This window comes from Bradyrhizobium sp. Ken01, assembly GCF_055807355.1.
Genome location: NZ_JBVVPC010000044.1, coordinates 1 through 17,771 on the forward strand (window position 1 = coordinate 1; position 17,771 = coordinate 17,771).

Sequence of the window (17,771 nt, forward strand, 5' to 3'; positions counted from 1 at the left end):
CACCCGGCCTTCCCTGCGCCCTCTTGGACAAGAGGGGTGGAATGACCAGGCAAAGCTCGGGCGAAACGCGCCGCGAGGACGAGAAGGCGTGCGGCTACACACTCTCTGTCATCGCCCGGCTTGACCGGGCGATCCAGTACTCCGAGACAGTTATGATTGAACCGAGAAGCCGCGGCGTACTGGATTCCCCGCTCTCGCGGGGAATGACAGTGGTGCTGGGAGGACGAAGCCGTCACCTCATACTCGCAAAGACGCTTTGAGAGAGTGTGCGCACCACTCCACCCTTGCGTCTCCGATGCGCAGCGCAGAGGCCTTTGCAGCACGTAGGGGCACGCGCGGGGGGGATGATGCGCCGACTCACCCCTGGCTGCGCCTTGGCGTCGCGCCGAAGTTGCTGCGCAGGCACGTACTGGAAACCTGAAGTTGTGGATTGTCCTCCCGCCGGGGGTATTGCAGTAAGCTCGCCCGTGTCCTCCAGGCCACGATTGTGCCGTCCATGCAACACCCGTCATGGATTTAACCATCATCTCTGTCCGTTCGCATGAACGCCGCTTTTTGGCCACACCTGAACATGAATAAAATCACTCGAATGTTTTAGCGGCAGCGGTGGTCCTGGAAGGCGACGGAAATCCCCAAGGTCGATCCAAAAGGTCGATTCAAATCTTGGCTCTGATTTTTCGGGTCTGAAAGGGTTGGCCGGGGAAACTGGTTGGCGATGGACGCGAAGAGCAACATCAAGCAGAGGCTGCCGAGCCGTCACGTGACGGAAGGCCCTGCGCGCGCGCCCCATCGGTCCTACCTCTACGCCATGGGTCTGACCACCGACCAGATCCACCAGCCCTTCGTCGGCGTCGCCTCGTGCTGGAACGAGGCCGCGCCCTGCAACATCTCCCTGATGCGCCAGGCGCAGGCGGTGAAGAAGGGTGTTGCATCCGCCGGCGGCACGCCGCGCGAGTTTTGCACCATCACCGTGACCGACGGCATCGCCATGGGCCATGACGGCATGCGCTCCTCGCTGCCGTCGCGCGAATGCATCGCCGATTCCGTCGAGCTGACGATCCGCGGCCACGCCTATGACGCCCTCGTTGGCCTGGCCGGCTGCGACAAGTCGCTGCCGGGCATGATGATGGCGATGGTCCGCCTCAACGTGCCCTCGATCTTCATCTATGGCGGCTCGATCCTGCCCGGCAATTTCCGCGGCCAGCAAGTGACCGTGCAGGACATGTTCGAGGCCGTCGGCAAGCACTCGGTCGGTGCGATGTCGGACGAGGATCTCGACGAGATCGAGCGCGTGGCGTGCCCCTCGGCGGGTGCCTGCGGCGCGCAGTTCACCGCCAACACCATGGCGACCGTCTCCGAGGCGATCGGGCTGGCGCTGCCGTACTCGGCCGGTGCTCCGGCACCCTATGAAATTCGCGACGCCTTCTGCATGACCGCGGGCGAGCAGGTCATGGAGCTGATCGCCCAAAACATCCGGCCGCGCGACATCGTCACCCTCAAGGCGCTGGAGAATGCCGCCGCCGTGGTCGCCGCATCCGGGGGGTCGACCAATGCTGCACTGCACCTGCCGGCGATCGCGCACGAGGCCGGCATCAAGTTCGACCTGTTCGACGTCGCCGAAATCTTCAAAAAGACACCGTACGTCGCGGATTTGAAGCCGGGCGGCCGTTATGTCGCCAAAGAAATGTTTGAAGTAGGTGGCATACCGCTTCTGATGAAGACGCTGCTCGACAACGGATTTCTCCACGGTGACTGCCTCACCGTTACCGGTCGAACGATCGCCGAAAACCTCAAAAGCGTGAAGTGGAATCCGCACCAGGACGTGGTGCACCCGGCAGACAAGCCCATCACCGTCACCGGCGGTGTGGTCGGTCTGAAGGGCAATCTGGCGCCAGAAGGTGCGATCGTGAAAGTCGCGGGAATGTCCAACCTCAGGTTCACCGGTCCGGCCAGGTGCTTCGACCGTGAGGAGGATGCTTTCGAGGCCGTCCAGAAGCGCACCTACCGCGAAGGCGAAGTCATCGTGATCCGCTACGAGGGGCCCAAGGGCGGTCCCGGGATGCGGGAAATGCTCCAGACCACCGCGGCGCTGACCGGCCAGGGCATGGGCGGCAAGATCGCGCTCATCACCGACGGCCGCTTCTCCGGCGCCACCCGCGGCTTCTGCATCGGCCATGTCGGGCCGGAAGCCGCCATCGGCGGCCCGATCGGGCTGCTCGAGGACGGCGATGTCATCGAGATCGACGCGGTCGCCGGTACCCTTAACGTAAAATTGAGCGACCAGGAGCTTGCCCAGCGCAAGACCAAATGGACCGCTCGCGCGACTAACCACACGACGGGCGCGCTCTGGAAATATGCTCAGCAGGTTGGACCAGCGGTCGGTGGGGCAGTGACCCATCCGGGCGGCGCGCACGAGAAACAGTGCTATGCGGACATCTAGGCGTACCATCGTTGCGTTTGTGTTGGGGGCTACCGCGCTGGCCGCGCCGGCGCTCGCCTTTGACGGCGCACCCGTCAGCCAGAAGGATGCGACCATTCCGGTGGTCACGACCTTGCCGGGCGCAGCGGGCAAGGTGCGCAATGTACCGCCAGTCGTGCCCCAGGAAACCTCGCTCAGCGCCCTGCAATATGCCGCGGAGGGTGGCCACCCCATCGCGCAGTGGAAGCTCGGCCGCATGTACGCCAATGGCGACGGCGTCGTCCAGGACGATGTGCGTGCGTTCGAGTATTTCACCCGCATCGCCAACGCGCATGCCGAGGATAGCCCGTCGGCGCCGCAGGCGCAGATCGTCGCCAACGCCTTTGTGGCGCTCGGCCGCTATTATCTCAGCGGCATCCCGAATTCGAAGGTCAAGCCGGACCAGGAGCGGGCGCGGGAGATGTTTTCCTATGCCGCGTCCTATTTCGGCAATGCGGATGCGCAATACGATCTCGCCCGCCTGTACCTCAAGACACCAGACGCTTCGCGCGAGGATTTCCGCTACGGCGCACGCTGGCTTGGGCTCGCCGCGCAAAAGGGGCAGCACGAGGCCCAGGCGCTGCTCGGCCAGATGCTGTTCAACGGCGACCGCCTGCCGCGGCAGGCCGCGCGCGGCCTGATGTGGCTGACGCTGGCGCGTGACAGCGCCGGCAGCGACGAGACCTGGATCAAGGAAAACTACAACCGCGCCTTCGCAAAGGCCTCCGACGACGATCGCGCCATGTGCCTGCAAATGCTGGAGCAATGGGTGCAGGGCCGCCGGGAGTAAGTGGTTGAGGCGGCCTCACGCCGCCTCAAGATCGAGATCCGCCCACACCGGCACGTGGTCCGATGGCTTCTCCCAGCTGCGTACATAGCTGTCGATACCGACATTGGCGAGCCGGTCGCTGGCCTGTGGCGACAGCAGCAGATGGTCGATCCGCAGGCCGTGGTTCTTCTGCCAGGCGCCGGCCTGGTAGTCCCAGAAGGTGTAGAGCCCGGGCTCGTCGGTGACGGCCCGAAGCGCATCGGTCAGGCCAAGGCCGAGCAGGGACTGAAAACTCTCCCGCGTCTCGGCCTTGAACAGGGCGTCCTCGCTCCAGGCGGCGGGATTATGGACGTCCCGGGCATGCGGGATGACGTTGAAGTCGCCTGCGAGGATCAGCGGCTCCTCGGTCTTGAGACGCTCCTTCGAATATTCAAGAAGCCGCGACATCCATTTGAGCTTGTAGGGATATTTCTCGGTCCCGACCGGATTGCCGTTGGGCAGATAGAGGCAGGCGATGCGCAGCACTCCGCGCTTGAGCGTCACCACGCCTTCGAGGAAGCGCGCATGCGCATCCTCGTCGTCGCCGGCCAGCCCCGACTTGGTCTCGTCGAACGGGAGCTTGGAGAGCAGGGCGACACCGTTGAACGTCTTCTGCCCGTGGGTGACCACGTTGTAGCCGAGCGCCTCGATCTCCAGCCGCGGGAAGGCCTCGTCCACGCATTTGATCTCCTGGAGGCAGACGATGTCCGGCTGGCACTCCTTCAGCCAGGTCAGGAGGAGGTCGATCCGCTGCCGGACCGAGTTCACGTTCCAGGTGGCAATTCTGATGGGCATTTCGACGGGCTCCGGGCAGGGACATTGGTTAGAACAAAATGCAAACGCGCCCGTCAAGGACGCTGCGAAATCTCCACAAAATTAACCCGGCTTAAGTCGGGCCTGGGCCATTGATCGTGAAAAGGTTTTTCGAATGGGACGGCCGGACAAATCCATGAAGCGAACCGAGACCCGCGACGGGTTGATCGGCGCGTTCCTGTACTGGCTCGGCGGCTACGAGATCGAGGACGGCCTGACCGCCGGTCTCAGCGAGCGCGAGCTGAGCCGCATCCGCGCCAAGCAGATCGACGCGGTGATACGACTGATCCCGGTGACGATGGCCGTCACCATGCTCAACGTCGCCGTTGTGCTGATCCTGTTCTGGGGCAGGGGCTGGAACGACTTTCTCGCGATCTGGGGCATGACCCTCGGGACCGCCGCCTCACTCGCGGTGCGCGCGTGGCGGCGCTCTCACCAGAGCCCGCCGCAGGAAGCCTCGCCCCGCGCCGCGCGGCAGATGTTGCGGCAGGCGTTTTTCCTCGCCGCGATCTGGGGCACGCTGCCGGTCGCGCTGTTCAGCCGCATCGAGCCGACCAGCCAGCTCGTCCTGGCCTGCCTGATGGTCGGCATGATGTCCGGCGGCGCCTTCACGCTCTCGACCTTCCCGCGCGCGGGCCTTGTCTATCTCGCGACGACGACGATCGCCTGCGTCGCGGCGTTGCTGTCGTGCGGCGCCGGGCCGTATCTCGTGACCGCGGTGTTTCTGCTGCTGTTCGCGTTCTTCATGGCGCGCAACATCGTCTCGCAAGGCAATCTGTTCCTCGGCAATCTCAAGGCCCAGCTCGAGCTCGAGCGCCAGACCGAGATCATCTCGCTGCTGCTCAAGGATTTTCAGGAGAACGCCAGCGATTGGCTGTGGCAGACCGACGCCGAAGGGCATCTGGTCGACGTGCCCGAGCGCTTCGCCGCGGTCGCACAGCTGCCGCTGCCGCTGCTGAAGGGCTCGCATTTCGCCGACGTGCTCGACATGCTGTGCCCCGAAGACAAGAGCGCGGCCTACAACGTCGTCGGCCTGATGGAGCACGCCGAACCGCTGCACGAGATGAACCTCAAGGTGGTCGCCGGCGGCGAGGCGCGGCTGTGGTCGCTCACTGCAAAGCCGGCCTACGACCGCGACGGTCAATTCCTCGGCTATCGCGGCTTCGGCCGCGACGTGACCGAGCGCTGGCGCGCGGAAAAGGCGGAGGCCGAGAGCCGTGCAAAATCGGATTTCCTCGCGGTGATGAGCCACGAGATCCGTACGCCGATGAACGGCGTGCTCGGGCTTGCCAGCATGCTGCTGGAGACAAAACTCGATCCGGAGCAGCACGAAGCCGTCACCACGATCCGCGAGTCCGGCGACAATCTCCAGCGCATCCTCAACGACATCCTGGACCTCTCGAAGCTCGAGGCCGGACGCTTCGCGTTCGAGGTGATCGACTTCGCGCCGCAGGCGCTGGTCGAAGCCGTGGCGACCGTCGTGCGCGCGGGCGCCAAGAGCAAGGGGCTCGCCGTCAAGATCGAGCTCGATCCCAACCTGCCGCCGACGCTGCGCGGCGATGTCGCACGTATCCGCCAGGTCCTGCTCAATCTCGCCGCGAACGCGGTAAAGTTCACCGACGCAGGCGAAGTCACAATCGCAGCTGTCTGTCAGGCCCGCCGCGATCTGCTCGCCACCGTCGAATGGAGCGTGACCGACAGCGGTATCGGCATCGCCGCCGAGAAGCTCGGGCAGCTCTTCTCCGACTTCGCCCAGGCCGACGCCTCGATCAGCCGCCGCTTCGGCGGCACCGGGCTTGGGCTTGCGATCTCCCGGCGCATCATCGAGCAGATGGGCGGCACCATCGGCGTCACCTCGACGCCGGGCGAAGGCTCGACCTTCCGCTTCACGCTGGTGTTGCCGTGGAGTCAGGTGCAAACGTCCGATCACGACGCAGGCCGCGAGGAAGCCGACGATCTCAAGGCGCGCATCGCAGGCCTCGACCGACCGCTGAAGGTGCTGGTCGCCGAGGACGACGCCGTCAACCGCATGGTCGTGAGCAAGATGCTCGGTGCCTTCGATGTCGAACTGCGCGCCGTAACCGACGGTGTCGAGGCCGTCGCGGCCGTGTCCGAAGGCGATTACGACATCGTGCTGATGGACGTGCGCATGCCCGAGATGGACGGCCTCGCCGCGACCCGCGCTATCCGCGCCGAGGGCGGACGGTTCGCGGCCTTGCCGATCATCGCGCTGACCGCCAATGCCTTCCCCGAGGACGTCAGGATCTGTCGCGATGCGGGGATGTCCGACTTCCTCGCCAAACCGCTGCGTAAGCCTGCGCTGGTCACGGCGCTGCTTCGTGCGCTGGACGGCCAACGGGTGTCGGAGGACGCACCGCTTCAGCCAGAGCAGATGCCGGTCGAGGCGGACTGGACGGACGAGGAAAGGCAGATCACCGGCGCTTAGCCGGCGGCGTCAGATCGAGAAGCTGGTCCCGCAGCCGCAGGACGCGGTGGCGTTGGGATTGTTGACCCGGAACGAGGCGCCAATCAGGTCGTCGACGAAATCGACCTGCGACCCCGCCAAAAACGGCTGCGAGGCGGAATCGACCAGCACCACCGCATTGTCCTGCTCGATCACGAGATCGTCGTCGGTGCGGGCACGGTCAATGTCGAACTTGTACTGGAAGCCGGAGCAGCCGCCGCCCTCGACCGAGATCCGCAGCATCGCGCCAGACCCTTCGCCCTTGAGGATCTCCCCAATCCGGCGTGCGGCCTTGTCACTGATGGTCACGTCAGTCGTCATCGTTCGTCTCCGATAGCCCCGCGGTCACACCAAGGTCACCTGAGGGTCGCTTGCCCAATTCAGTTGGTATCCCGCGTCCGGCATAGTTAAGTGCCACCATACGCAGAATCAAATGGATAGGGACTAAATTCGCCGTGTCCGTCGGAATGGCTGCCCCCCACGCGCCCTATGCCTGCGATCCCGAGCGCAGTCGCGGCCGGTTGGTTGCGGAACCGCCGAGCCGGACCCGCAGCCCGTTCCGGCGGGATTGCGACCGGGTCATCCATTCCACCGCGTTCCGCCGGCTGAAGTACAAGACCCAGGTCTTCGTGTTCCACGAGGGCGACCACTACCGCACCCGGCTGACCCATTCGCTGGAGGTGGCGCAGATCGCCCGGGCGCTGGCGCGGCAGCTGGGGCTGGACGAGGACCTCACGGAAACCCTGGCGCTCGCCCACGACCTCGGCCATCCGCCGTTCGGGCACGCCGGCGAGCGGGCGCTGGACGCCTGCCTGAAGGATTTCGGCGGCTTCGACCACAACGCCCAGACGCTCCGCGTCGTTGCGGCGCTGGAACACCGCTATCCCGAATTCGACGGGCTCAACCTGACGTGGGAGTCGCTAGAAGGCATCGTCAAGCATAACGGCCCGCTGACCGATCGCAGCGGTGCGCCGGTCGGGCGTTATCGCGAGCACGGCATTCCCGTCGGCATCGCCGACTACATCGAGACCTACGATCTCGAATTGTGGAGTTTCGCCTCGCTGGAGGCACAGGTCGCCGCGATCGCCGACGACATCGCCTATGATGCCCACGACATCGACGACGGCCTGCGCGCGGGTCTGTTTCACCTCGACGACCTCAAGGTGATGCCGCTGACCGCGGAGATCATCGCCGAGACGTCTGCGCATTACCCTCATCTCGAAGACGTCAGGCGCGGCGCCGAGCTGGTGCGTGAGCTGATCTCGCACCTGATCGGTGCCGTGTTCGCCGAGGCGCAGACAAACCTTGCCGCCGTGAAACCGCAATCCGCCCAGGACGTGCGCCAGCAGAGCCGGGCACTGATCGCGTTCCCCGCCGCGGTCGCCAAGGAGGAGGCCGCCATCAAGCGCTTTCTCTATCAGCACATGTACCGCCACAAGCGGGTCATGCGGGTGATGGGCGAGGCGGAACAGATCCTGTTCGACCTGTTCGCAAAATACCTGACATCGCCCGGCGAGCTGCCGCCGGAATGGCTGGTCGGGGCGGAGGCGGACAATGAGGGCGACCGGGCTCGCCGGATCGGGAATTTCATTGCCGGAATGACCGACCGTTTCGCCCTGACCGAGCACCAGCGGCTCTTTGACTCGACCCCGGATTTGCGTTAGGCGGCGCCCATGTCCGACACATCCTCAGCACTGCACCTGTTCGCCGACGTGCTCGCACGCGTGCACGCCGTCTGCCGCGCGCTCGCGGCGGAAGCCAACTGGCCCGAGGGGATCGATTTCTCGCGCGTGGTGGTCGAGCCGCCGCGCGATGCTTCCCACGGCGACATGGCGACCAATGCCGCCATGGTGCTTGCGAAAGAGGCAAAGGCAAAGCCGCGCGATCTCGCCGAGCAGATCGCCGAACGGCTGCGCGCGGACCCGCTGATCACCAAGGTCGACGTCGCCGGTCCCGGCTTCATCAACCTGACGCTGAAGCCGGCCGCATGGGCCGAGGCGCTACGGACCGTGTTGGGCGAGGGCGCCGATTACGGCCGTGTCCGCGGCGGCTCCAAGGTCAACGTCGAATATGTCTCCGCCAACCCGACCGGACCGATGCATGTCGGCCATTGCCGCGGCGCCGTGTTCGGCGACGCGCTGGCGAGCCTGCTCGAGTTCGCAGGCCGTGACGTCACGCGCGAATATTACATCAACGACGCCGGCGCGCAGGTCGACGTGCTCGCCCGCTCCGCTTTCCTCAGATATCGCGAGGCGCTCGGCGAGGACATCGGCGCGATTCCGGAAGGCCTTTACCCCGGCGACTATCTGAAGCCGGTCGGGCAGGCGCTGGCACAGGAACACGGCGACAAGCTCCTCGCCATGAGCGAGGGCGCGTGGCTGCCGACGGTACGTGCCAAGGCAATCGCGATGATGATGGACGAGATCAAGGACGATCTCGCCGCGCTCAACATCCGCCATGATGTGTTCTTCTCCGAGCGCTCGCTGCAGGACGCCGGCAACAACAAGGTCGCCGAGACCATCGATTTCCTGCGCGCCAAGGGCGACGTCTACCAGGGCCGTCTGCCGCCGCCAAAGGGGGCCCCGGCCGAGGACTGGGAAGATCGCGAGCAGTTGCTGTTCAAGGCGACCGCCTACGGCGACGACGTCGATCGCCCGCTGATCAAGTCGGATAATTCCTACACCTACTTCGCCGCCGACATCGCCTACCACAAGAATAAGTTCGATCGTGGTTTCGCGGAGATGATCGACGTCTGGGGCGCCGACCATGGCGGCTACATCAAGCGCATGCAGGCGGCGGTGAAGGCGACGACCTCCGGCAAGGGGGCGCTCGACGTCAAGATCGTCCAGCTCGTGAAGTTGCTGCGCAACGGCGAGCCGGTGAAAATGTCCAAGCGGAGCGGGGACTTCGTCACCTTGCGTGAGGTGGTGGATGAAGTCGGCCAGGACGCCGTCCGCTTCATGATGCTCTACCGCAAGAACGACGCGGTGCTCGACTTCGATCTCGCCAAGGTCATGGAACAGTCGCGCGACAACCCTGTCTTCTATGTCCAGTACGGCCACGCCCGCGGCCATTCGATCTTTCGCAACGCCCGGGCCGAGGTGTTCCCGGAACTCCCGGTGGATACGGAACAGCGCATCGCCTGGCTCGGTGAGTCGGCGGTGGAACGGCTGTCAGACCCGGCTGAACTCGACCTTCTTAAGCGGCTCGCAATTTTTCCGCGCATGCTGGAAGCGGCGGCAAGCGCCCACGAGCCGCACCGAATTGCCTTCTATCTCTATGACTTAGCGAGCGAATTTCACGCACTTTGGACGAAGGGGCGCGATTTGCCCTATTTACGCTTCATTATCAATAATGATGCAGATCTAACGAAGGCGCGGCTGGCCATGGTCCAGGGCGTCGTCTCTGTCCTGGCATCGGGCCTCGCCATCCTCGGCGTCCATGCTCCGGACGAGATGCGGTAGTTTGGGGCGAACTACTTAAGGGATTTCGGGGGTAACCGGCAGAAGCCGGATCGCTTAGACTTGGTTGAAAGCCTTGTGGGTCGAAAGCCGTGCCTTGGTCGAGGGGCGCGCGGCTTTCCCGAAGGGACGCATCATCACGATGGCCGAACGATATCAGGACAGACCGTTTCCTTCCGATGACTATGGTCGCGGTGGCGATCAGCATGCGAGCGGCGATCCCTTGGCCGAACTTGCCCGTTTGATCGGGCAGACCGATCCGTTCGCAGCGCAAGGACGGCCCGGCGCGCACCCGCCAGCAGCGCCTGCGCCTGTCCAGAGCTATCGGGACGACGACTATCGGCAGGACGATGATCAGCAGGACTATGCTGAGCAGGCTCCTCCGCCGCCGCCCGGACCGCCCTCATGGATGCGGCGCGCCAATGTGCAGCCGCAGACGGCGCCAGCTGAGCCTTCCTATCCCGCTTCCGTAAGCCCGGTTCATCCACTGCATCGTTATTCAGCCCAGCCGACTGCGCCCGAGCCCGAACCTGATTTTCGTCAGCCGCAGGCCTATCCGGATCAGGCCTACCAGCAGCATGATCAGGCTTACCAAGAGCAAGCCTATCAGCAGCAAGCCTATCAGCAGCCCGATTCGGCGCGCTACGACGATGCGCTCTACGGACGGCTGGAGGCGGGCGAGCAGGACTACCAGCGCGATCCCGCCTATCCTGACGATCCTTACGCATTCCAGAGCGACTATCCCGAGGCCGATCTCGACGAGCCGAAGAAGCAGCGCGGCGGCATGATGACGGTCGCGGCGATCCTGGCGCTTGCCGTTGTCGGGACCGGCGCTGCGTTCGCCTACAAGACCTATGTGGGCTCGCCCCGCAGCGGCGAGCCGCCCATCATCAAGGCGGACAACACGCCGACCAAAATCGTGCCGGCGCCGTCGGATTCCTCGGCCAAGGTGCCGGACCGTATGGTCACCGGTGATGGCACCGAGAAGATCGTGCCGCGCGAGGAGGCGCCTGTCGACGTCAACGCCAAGGCGGGAGGTCCCCGCGTCGTGTTCCCACCGCTGAACCAGAACGCGAACCCGCCGCCGGTGGCGAGCGTCTCGCCGTCCAGCATTCCGCTGTCGAGTGCGGGCCCGAATCCGAGCAACGGCACGCTGCCGAACAATTCGCCGCGCGCGATCAGGACCGTGGCCGTGAAGGGCGATCAGACCGACGCCACCGCGTCGCAAGCCGCCACGGTCGCGAAGCCGGCAGCTCTCCCGAAGCCCGTTGCGGCACCGGCTGCACCACGCTCGCCGCCGACCTCGGCCAATGCCAGTGCCAATCAGCCGCTCTCGCTGGCGCCGCAATCGGCGCCGGCTGCGGAGCCGCCGCAGCGGATGGCTGCGACCAATCCGACGCAAATTGCGCCCCCGAGCAGCAGTGGCGGCGGCTACGTCGTGCAGGTCTCATCGCAGCAGACCGAGGATAGCGCCCACGCCTCCTACCGGGTGCTTCAGAGCAAGTACGGCAGCGTGCTGGGTTCCCGCGCACCGGTGGTCAAGCGGGTCGACCTCACCGACAAGGGCAAGGGAATCGTCTACCGCGCCTTCGCTGGGCCCTACGGCTCGCTCGAAGAGGCGAACCAAGCCTGCAACAGTTTGAAATCCGCTGGCCTGTCTGCCTGCTTCGTCCAGAGGAATTAACAGCCGTTTCCTTGACCCTCTCGCGGGTCAGGGTTAATCGGCCGTATGAGCACGCGGGCCTTCATTACCGGCGTTTCCGGAACGGAACTAACCGCCGCCGAGCGGGAGTTTATCCGCAGCGAACGCCCATGGGGTTTCATCCTCTTCAAGCGCAACGTCGAGACGCCGGCTCAAGTTGCTGCACTCGTTGCGGAATTGCGGGCGGTCGCGGGTTTCGCTGATGCCCCTGTCCTGATCGACCAGGAGGGTGGACGGGTGCAGCGCCTAGGTCCGCCGCATTGGCCGGTCTATCCGCCGGGCGCTGTTTTCGCGGATCTCTACGATACTGATTCGGCGCTCGGGCTGGCCGCGGCGCGCCTCAGCGCACGGCTGATCGCGGTCGATCTCGCAGATCTCGGCATTACCGTGGATTGCCTGCCGCTGGCCGACGTGCCGGTGGCTGGCGCCAACGCCGTCATCGGGAATAGGGCCTACGGCACCGAACCGGGAAAAGTCGCCGCGATCGCCCGCGCGGTCACCGAGGGCCTGGAACAGGGCAGCGTGTTGCCGGTGCTCAAGCACATCCCCGGCCATGGCCGCGCTACGGCCGATACCCATTTCAATCTGCCGACGGTCGACACGCCGCGAGACGAACTGGATCGCACGGACTTCGCGGCATTCAAGCCTTTGGCGGATTTGCCGATGGCCATGACTGCACATGTTGTGTTTAGCGCGGTCGACCCCGCCCATCCGGCGACGACATCTGCGACAATGATCGCTGAGGTGATTCGCGGCACTATCGGGTTCCAGGGTTTGTTAATGAGTGATGACGTGTCGATGAATGCGCTGTCGGGCAATATCGCCGAGCGGACCCGCGCGATTTTTGCGGCCGGTTGCGACGTGGCCCTGCATTGCAACGGCAACATCGAGGAGATGCGTGAGGTCGTCGGCCAGACACCCGAACTGGCGGGCAGGGCGCTGGAGCGGGCGAACGCCGCGCTCGCGGCGCGCAAGGGACCGCAGCCGTTCGATCGCGCGGCCGCACGCGCCGAACTGGACGCATTGATCGCACGGGCAAACACGGCATCGGCATGACCGCAGAAATCCTATCGTTTGAAACCGGGCGGCCCGCAGAGCTCGCCGAGGGTGAGCCGGCGTTGGTGGTCGACGTCGAGGGCTATGAAGGTCCGCTCGACCTGCTGCTCGCACTGGCGCGGCAGCAGAAGGTCGATCTCGCCAAGATCTCGATCCTGGCGCTCGCCGACCAGTATCTCCACTTCATCGAAGCCGCGCGAAAGATCCGCCTCGAGCTTGCCGCCGACTATCTCGTGATGGCGGCCTGGCTCGCCTTCCTGAAATCGCGCCTGCTGCTGCCGGAGCCGCCGAGTGCGGAAGGCCCGAGCGCCGAGCAGATGGCGACGGCGCTCGCCAATCGCCTGCGCCGGCTGGAGGCGATTCGTGAAGCCGCCAACCGGCTGATGAACCGGCAGCAATTGCTGCGCGACATCTTCCCGCGCGGCGAGCCCGAGCAGATCGCCGAGATCAAGCATCCGAAATACACCGCAACGCTCTATGACCTGCTCACCGCTTATGCCGCGCAGCGCCAGTCGCGCGTGCTGGCGAACGTGCATCTGGCCAAGCGCACGGTGTGGTCGCTCGCCGAGGCGCGCGCCACGCTGGAGCGGCTGGTCGGCAGCATCAGCGAGCAGGACGATTGGGGCGTTCTCGACGATTTTCTGCTTCAGCATGTCGCCGATCCGACGCAGCGCGCGACGGTGCTCGCCTCGAGTTTCGCGGCTGCGCTCGAGCTGGTGCGCGAAGGTCAGCTCGAGCTGAATCAGAAAGAGGCGTTTGCGCCCATCTATTTCCGGAAGGGGCGCCCCAAGCCGGTCATGGACGCAGCTCCTGCGCCCGATGCGCCGGTCGCTTAAGTGCAACAAGGAGAATCTGCCATGGCAAGCCTGGCTGAAGTGCGGGTAGAAGAGGCCGAGCCGATGGAGAACGAGTCCCAGGCACGTCCCGAAGAATTGCGGCTGCTGGAAGCGCTGCTGTTTGCTTCGAATGAACCGCTGGACACGGCGACGCTGGCCAAGCGCATGCCCGAGGGCGTGGACGTGAAGGCTGCGCTCGAGCAGTTGCAGGCCGACTATTCCCTGCGCGGCGTGAATCTCGTGCGGGTCGCCAACAAATGGACCTTCCGCACCGCGGGCGATCTCGCCTGGCTGATGACCCGCGAGAGCACCGAGACCCGCCGCCTGTCGCGCGCCGCGATCGAGGTGCTGGCGATCATCGCCTATCACCAGCCGGTGACCCGCGCCGAGATCGAGGAGATCCGTGGCGTCGTCACCTCGAAGGGCACGCTGGACGTGCTGCTGGAAACCGGCTGGATCAAGCCGCGGGGACGTCGCAAGACGCCGGGCCGTCCCTTGACCTTCGGAACCACCGAGGACTTCCTGTCGCAGTTCACTCTGGAACAGCTTGGCGATCTGCCGGGCCTAGAGGAGCTGAAGGGCACGGGGCTCCTGGATTCGCGCCTGCCGACCGGATTCAGCGTGCCGACGCCGTCGGATGACCCGACTTTGCGGGAGGACGAGGATCCGCTGGAACCGGGAGAGGACCTTGATCTCGCGCTGGCGCCTGCGGTCGAGCCCGAGACGCCGCCGGAAGGCGGCCAGGAGGGTGGCGAGGGCGGCAGCGAGGACTGACGTCCCGGCCTTCTACCGGCCACCTGCGACCAGTTAACACTAGCAAAATTACGTAGCGCCAACAGCGAATTGGCGCTGCCTTGGTCCTTGTTTTTGACACCTGCCAAGCCTAGGTTTCGGTGAAGATCGGCCGGTCCCCGGCCATGCGCGTTTGGAGGGTTGCAGGATGGGTTCACTCAGCATTTGGCACTGGGTCCTGGTGATCGCAGTGGTCCTGCTGCTGTTCGGTCGCGGCAAGATTTCGGATCTGATGGGCGACGTGGCGCAGGGCATCAAGGCATTCAAGAAGGGCATGCAGGACGACGACAAGGTCGCCGACAAGCCCGAGCCGGCCAAGTCCATCGAGCACAACAATGCCGCGCCGACCGCGGCACGGTCCGACGTCGGCAGCAAGGCCGTGTAAGCCAGAGAGCACGCGAGACGCGGGTAGCGGACCCGATCCTGCGCGCGAGGGATTGGGCCGGCTTGCTGCTGGCGTGAACGGAAGACCTCATGTTCGATATCGGGTGGAGTGAACTGGTCCTGATCGGGGTCGTGGCCCTGATCGCCATCGGCCCGAAAGAGCTGCCGGGCGTGCTGCGCATGGTCGGGCAGTGGATGGGCAAGGCGCGCAAGATGGCCGCCGAATTCCAGGGCCAATTCCAGGAAGCGATGCGCGAGGCCGAAATGGCCGACCTCAAGAAGAGCTTCGACGAGGTCAAGGAAGCGGCTTCCGGCTTCGCCGGCAACAATCTGATGACCTCGCTCCAAAAGGACGTCAGCGACGCACTCCGCGTCGATGCGCTGGACAAGCCGGCCGAGACCTCGACCACCGCCGTTGTCGAACCGCTGACGACCGCAAGCGAAGCGCCGGCGACGCCCACCACGCCGGAAGCGCCGACGCCAGAGACCTTCGTGGAGGCCGAGGCACATGCGGCCGCAAACGAGCCGCTCGCCATCACCCGTGAGGTCGAGCAGGCGCAGGTCACGCAAGGTTCGGTCACGCAGGATTCGGTCATCCAGGACACTGCGCCGGCCGAGGCGATCAAGGACGCCAAAGCGTCATGAGCGCCGCCGACATCGAAGCCAGCAAAGCCCCCTTGATGGACCATTTGATCGAGCTGCGTTCGCGGCTGATCAAGGCGCTGCTCGGCTTCGGCATTGCCTTCATCTTCTGCTTCTTCTTCGCCAAGCAGATCTACAACGTGCTGGTCTGGCCGTTCGTGTGGGTCGCGGGTCCCGAGAACTCGAAATTCATCTACACCGCGCTGCTGGAATATTTCATCACCCAGCTCAAGCTCGCGCTGTTCGGCGCCGGCTTCATCTCGTTCCCGATCGTCGCGACGCAGATCTACAAGTTCGTCGCTCCGGGCCTCTACAAGCACGAGAAGCAGGCCTTTCTGCCGTATCTGGTCGCGACCCCGTTCTTCTTCGTGCTGGGCGCCGCACTGGTCTATTTCGTCGTGCTGCCGATGCTGGTCCGCTTCTCGCTCGGCATGCAGCAGGCCGGCAGCGACGACACCGCGCAAATCCAGCTGCTGCCGAAGGTCGGCGAATATCTGTCGCTGATGATGTCGCTGATCTTCGCCTTCGGCATCGCCTTCCAGCTTCCGGTGATCCTGACGCTGCTCGGGCGCATCGGCATCGTCACGTCAAAAATGCTGCGCGAGAAGCGCCGCTATTTCATCGTCGTTGCCTTCGTCATCGCGGCTGTTCTGACCCCGCCCGACGTGCTCAGCCAGTGCTCGCTCGCGATCCCCTTGCTCGCGCTCTACGAGGGCTCGATCATCGCGGTGGGAATTGTGGAGAAGAAGGCGGCAGCTTCGCAAGCCTCTAGCGGCACTGACGTATCGACGCCGGCCAATCCGGCGGAGTAGGGCGACACCCCCGCTGTCATCCCCCGCGCAGCCGGAGAATCCAGTACGCCGCGGCCTCTCGGGGAATCACGGACGTCTCTGGAATACTGGATCATCCGCCTTCGCGGATGATGACAGCCGTGCTAGGAGACGCGCTGATGTGAACTGACAACGTTTGCCGTTGTGTGTTTACGCGCTGCCCCCAGGACCTCGGCCATGCACGACATCAAATCGATCCGCGACAACCCGCAAGCCTTCGACGCCGGCCTGGCACGACGCGGCCTGAAGCCGATGTCGGCGTCGCTGCTTGCGATCGACGAGACCCGGCGTGCGGCGATCCTGGCTTCCGAGCAGGCGCAGGCGCGGCGCAATGCGGCCTCCAAGGAAATTGGCGATGCCAAGAAGGCGAAGGACGAGGCGCGCGCGGCGAAGCTGATGGCGGAGGTCGCCGAGCTCAAGACCACGATGCCGGAGCTCGAGGCGACCGCGAAGGCTGCCGACGAGGAGCTCGCCAGGGAGCTGGCGGCGATCCCCAATCTGCCGCTCGGCGAGGTGCCCGATGGTGTCGACGAGCACGGCAATGTTCAGCGCCATGTCTTCGGCAACAGGCGCAACTGCGCGTTCGTGCCAAAACCCCATGACGATCTCGGCGCCGAGCTTGGTGATATGGATTTCGAGACCGCGGCGAAGCTCTCCGGCGCGCGCTTCGTCGTACTGAAGAAGGGACTGGCGCGGCTCGAACGCGCGCTCGGCCAGTTCATGCTGAATCTACACGTCGATGAGCACGGCTATACCGAGATCAATCCGCCGCTGCTCGTGCGCAACGAGATCATGTTCGGCACCGGACAATTGCCGAAATTCGAGGACGACCAGTTCTGGGCGATCAAGGGCGAATTGCTCGCTGAGCCCGACCATGAGCGGCTCCAGACCGAGCGTCTCGGGATCATTCCGACCGCGGAAGTGGCGCTCACCAATCTCGTCCGTGAATCCATCCTCGACGAAAAGCAGCTGCCGATGCGGCTGACTGCGCTGACGCCGTGTTTTCGCGCGGAGGCGGGGGCCGCTGGGCGCGACACGCGAGGCATGATCCGGCAGCACCAGTTCACCAAGGTCGAACTGGTCTCGATCACGACGCCGGAGACGAGCAAGGACGAGCACGAGCGCATGCTCGCCTGTGCCGAGGAAGTGCTGCGGCGGCTCGACCTGCATTACCGCGTGATGACGCTGTGCACCGGGGATATGGGTTTCTCGTCGCAAAAAACCTATGACATCGAGGTCTGGATGCCGGGCCAGGGCGACGGCGGGGCATTCCGCGAGATATCGAGCTGCTCGGTGTGCGGCGATTTCCAGGCCCGCCGGATGGACGCGCGCTCGCGCGGCCCCGATGGCAAGCCGCGGTTCGTGCACACGCTCAACGGCTCCGGCACAGCGCTCGGCCGCGCGTTGATCGCCGTGATGGAGACCTATCAGCAAGAGGACGGCTCGATTGCGGTCCCCAGCGTGCTCCAGCCCTATATGGGCGGGCTGAAGGTGGTCGCGCGCCACTAGGCGTGCTGCCAACCTG

The 17,771-nt window shown here is 64.9% G+C and carries 15 protein-coding genes and 1 pseudogene; 14 read left to right on the forward strand and 2 right to left on the reverse strand.

Annotated elements, in window-relative coordinates; translation table 11 throughout:
- The 3 genes and pseudogenes from AC0L3S_RS30860 to AC0L3S_RS30870 form a co-directional block, all read left to right on the forward strand.
- Positions 1-260: pseudogene (locus AC0L3S_RS30860) on the forward strand (hypothetical protein); the annotation flags it as partial.
- 455 nt (positions 261-715) lie between these two features.
- The gene (gene ilvD / locus AC0L3S_RS30865) at positions 716-2,440 is read left to right on the forward strand and encodes a dihydroxy-acid dehydratase (RefSeq protein ID WP_473283416.1); all 1,725 of its coding nucleotides are present in this window, start codon (positions 716-718) and stop codon (positions 2,438-2,440) included.
- A complete protein-coding gene (locus AC0L3S_RS30870; protein ID WP_473265811.1) occupies positions 2,427-3,248 on the forward strand; it encodes a tetratricopeptide repeat protein in 822 nt (273 codons plus the stop codon). Before ilvD ends, AC0L3S_RS30870 begins: the two co-directional genes overlap by 14 nt.
- Before the next feature lie 15 nt (positions 3,249-3,263).
- Here AC0L3S_RS30870 and xth read toward each other — a convergent pair whose 3' ends face one another.
- Positions 3,264-4,061, reverse strand: coding sequence for an exodeoxyribonuclease III (xth, locus tag AC0L3S_RS30875; RefSeq protein WP_473265812.1), 798 nt, complete (start codon positions 4,059-4,061; stop codon positions 3,264-3,266).
- A 133-nt stretch (positions 4,062-4,194) separates the two neighbouring features.
- Between xth and AC0L3S_RS30880 the strand changes: the two genes are divergently transcribed.
- Positions 4,195-6,525, forward strand: coding sequence for a hybrid sensor histidine kinase/response regulator (locus AC0L3S_RS30880; RefSeq protein WP_473283418.1), 2,331 nt, complete (start codon positions 4,195-4,197; stop codon positions 6,523-6,525).
- Between the two features lie 9 nt (positions 6,526-6,534).
- On the opposite strand, the gene erpA is transcribed toward AC0L3S_RS30880, so the two are convergent.
- Positions 6,535-6,864: an iron-sulfur cluster insertion protein ErpA gene (gene erpA, locus AC0L3S_RS30885; protein WP_007610737.1), complete on the reverse strand. Its 330-nt coding sequence runs from the start codon at positions 6,862-6,864 to the stop codon at positions 6,535-6,537.
- 134 nt (positions 6,865-6,998) lie between these two features.
- On the opposite strand from erpA, the gene AC0L3S_RS30890 reads away from it, so the two are divergent.
- From AC0L3S_RS30890 to serS, 10 genes are all read left to right on the forward strand, one after another.
- Complete coding sequence (locus AC0L3S_RS30890) at positions 6,999-8,207, forward strand: deoxyguanosinetriphosphate triphosphohydrolase (RefSeq protein WP_473283420.1); 1,209 nt, start codon at positions 6,999-7,001, stop codon at positions 8,205-8,207.
- Between the two features lie 9 nt (positions 8,208-8,216).
- A complete protein-coding gene (gene argS, locus AC0L3S_RS30895; RefSeq protein ID WP_473283422.1) occupies positions 8,217-10,007 on the forward strand; it encodes an arginine--tRNA ligase in 1,791 nt (596 codons plus the stop codon).
- Between the two features lie 139 nt (positions 10,008-10,146).
- Positions 10,147-11,688, forward strand: coding sequence for an SPOR domain-containing protein (locus AC0L3S_RS30900; RefSeq protein ID WP_473283473.1), 1,542 nt, complete (start codon positions 10,147-10,149; stop codon positions 11,686-11,688).
- A gap of 45 nt (positions 11,689-11,733) precedes the next feature.
- Positions 11,734-12,762: a beta-N-acetylhexosaminidase gene (gene nagZ, locus AC0L3S_RS30905; RefSeq protein ID WP_473283424.1), complete on the forward strand. Its 1,029-nt coding sequence runs from the start codon at positions 11,734-11,736 to the stop codon at positions 12,760-12,762.
- Positions 12,759-13,598, forward strand: a complete 840-nt coding sequence (locus tag AC0L3S_RS30910) for a segregation and condensation protein A (RefSeq protein ID WP_473265817.1) — start codon at positions 12,759-12,761, stop codon at positions 13,596-13,598. The genes nagZ and AC0L3S_RS30910 overlap by 4 nt, the downstream gene beginning before the upstream one ends.
- Before the next feature lie 21 nt (positions 13,599-13,619).
- A complete protein-coding gene (scpB, locus tag AC0L3S_RS30915) occupies positions 13,620-14,372 on the forward strand; it encodes an SMC-Scp complex subunit ScpB (RefSeq protein WP_473265818.1) in 753 nt (250 codons plus the stop codon).
- Between the two features lie 166 nt (positions 14,373-14,538).
- Complete coding sequence (locus AC0L3S_RS30920; protein WP_007610722.1) at positions 14,539-14,775, forward strand: twin-arginine translocase TatA/TatE family subunit; 237 nt, start codon at positions 14,539-14,541, stop codon at positions 14,773-14,775.
- Positions 14,776-14,864: 89 nt separating this feature from the next.
- Positions 14,865-15,419, forward strand: coding sequence for a Sec-independent protein translocase protein TatB (tatB, locus tag AC0L3S_RS30925; protein WP_473265819.1), 555 nt, complete (start codon positions 14,865-14,867; stop codon positions 15,417-15,419).
- Positions 15,416-16,228, forward strand: coding sequence for a twin-arginine translocase subunit TatC (gene tatC / locus AC0L3S_RS30930; protein ID WP_473265820.1), 813 nt, complete (start codon positions 15,416-15,418; stop codon positions 16,226-16,228). Before tatB ends, tatC begins: the two co-directional genes overlap by 4 nt.
- A 195-nt stretch (positions 16,229-16,423) precedes the next feature.
- Entirely contained in the window at positions 16,424-17,755 is a 1,332-nt protein-coding gene (serS, locus tag AC0L3S_RS30935; protein WP_473283426.1) for a serine--tRNA ligase, read from the forward strand.
- Positions 17,756-17,771 lie beyond the last annotated feature (16 nt).

Excerpts from the sequence above, each read along its gene's own strand:
- scpB (WP_473265818.1), top strand. The coding sequence starts at position 13,620 with ATGGCAAGCCTGGCTGAAGTGCGGGTAGAAGAGGCCGAGCCGATGGAG.
- serS (WP_473283426.1), top strand. The coding sequence starts at position 16,424 with ATGCACGACATCAAATCGATCCGCGACAACCCGCAAGCCTTCGACGCC.
- AC0L3S_RS30910 (WP_473265817.1), top strand. The coding sequence starts at position 12,759 with ATGACCGCAGAAATCCTATCGTTTGAAACCGGGCGGCCCGCAGAGCTC.
- AC0L3S_RS30900 (WP_473283473.1), top strand. The coding sequence starts at position 10,147 with ATGGCCGAACGATATCAGGACAGACCGTTTCCTTCCGATGACTATGGT.
- tatC (WP_473265820.1), top strand. The coding sequence starts at position 15,416 with ATGAGCGCCGCCGACATCGAAGCCAGCAAAGCCCCCTTGATGGACCAT.
- tatB (WP_473265819.1), top strand. The coding sequence starts at position 14,865 with ATGTTCGATATCGGGTGGAGTGAACTGGTCCTGATCGGGGTCGTGGCC.
- erpA (WP_007610737.1), bottom strand. The coding sequence starts at position 6,864 with ATGACGACTGACGTGACCATCAGTGACAAGGCCGCACGCCGGATTGGG.
- AC0L3S_RS30880 (WP_473283418.1), top strand. The coding sequence starts at position 4,195 with ATGGGACGGCCGGACAAATCCATGAAGCGAACCGAGACCCGCGACGGG.
- nagZ (WP_473283424.1), top strand. The coding sequence starts at position 11,734 with ATGAGCACGCGGGCCTTCATTACCGGCGTTTCCGGAACGGAACTAACC.
- ilvD (WP_473283416.1), top strand. The coding sequence starts at position 716 with ATGGACGCGAAGAGCAACATCAAGCAGAGGCTGCCGAGCCGTCACGTG.
- xth (WP_473265812.1), bottom strand. The coding sequence starts at position 4,061 with ATGCCCATCAGAATTGCCACCTGGAACGTGAACTCGGTCCGGCAGCGG.
- AC0L3S_RS30920 (WP_007610722.1), top strand. The coding sequence starts at position 14,539 with ATGGGTTCACTCAGCATTTGGCACTGGGTCCTGGTGATCGCAGTGGTC.
- AC0L3S_RS30870 (WP_473265811.1), top strand. The coding sequence starts at position 2,427 with ATGCGGACATCTAGGCGTACCATCGTTGCGTTTGTGTTGGGGGCTACC.
- argS (WP_473283422.1), top strand. The coding sequence starts at position 8,217 with ATGTCCGACACATCCTCAGCACTGCACCTGTTCGCCGACGTGCTCGCA.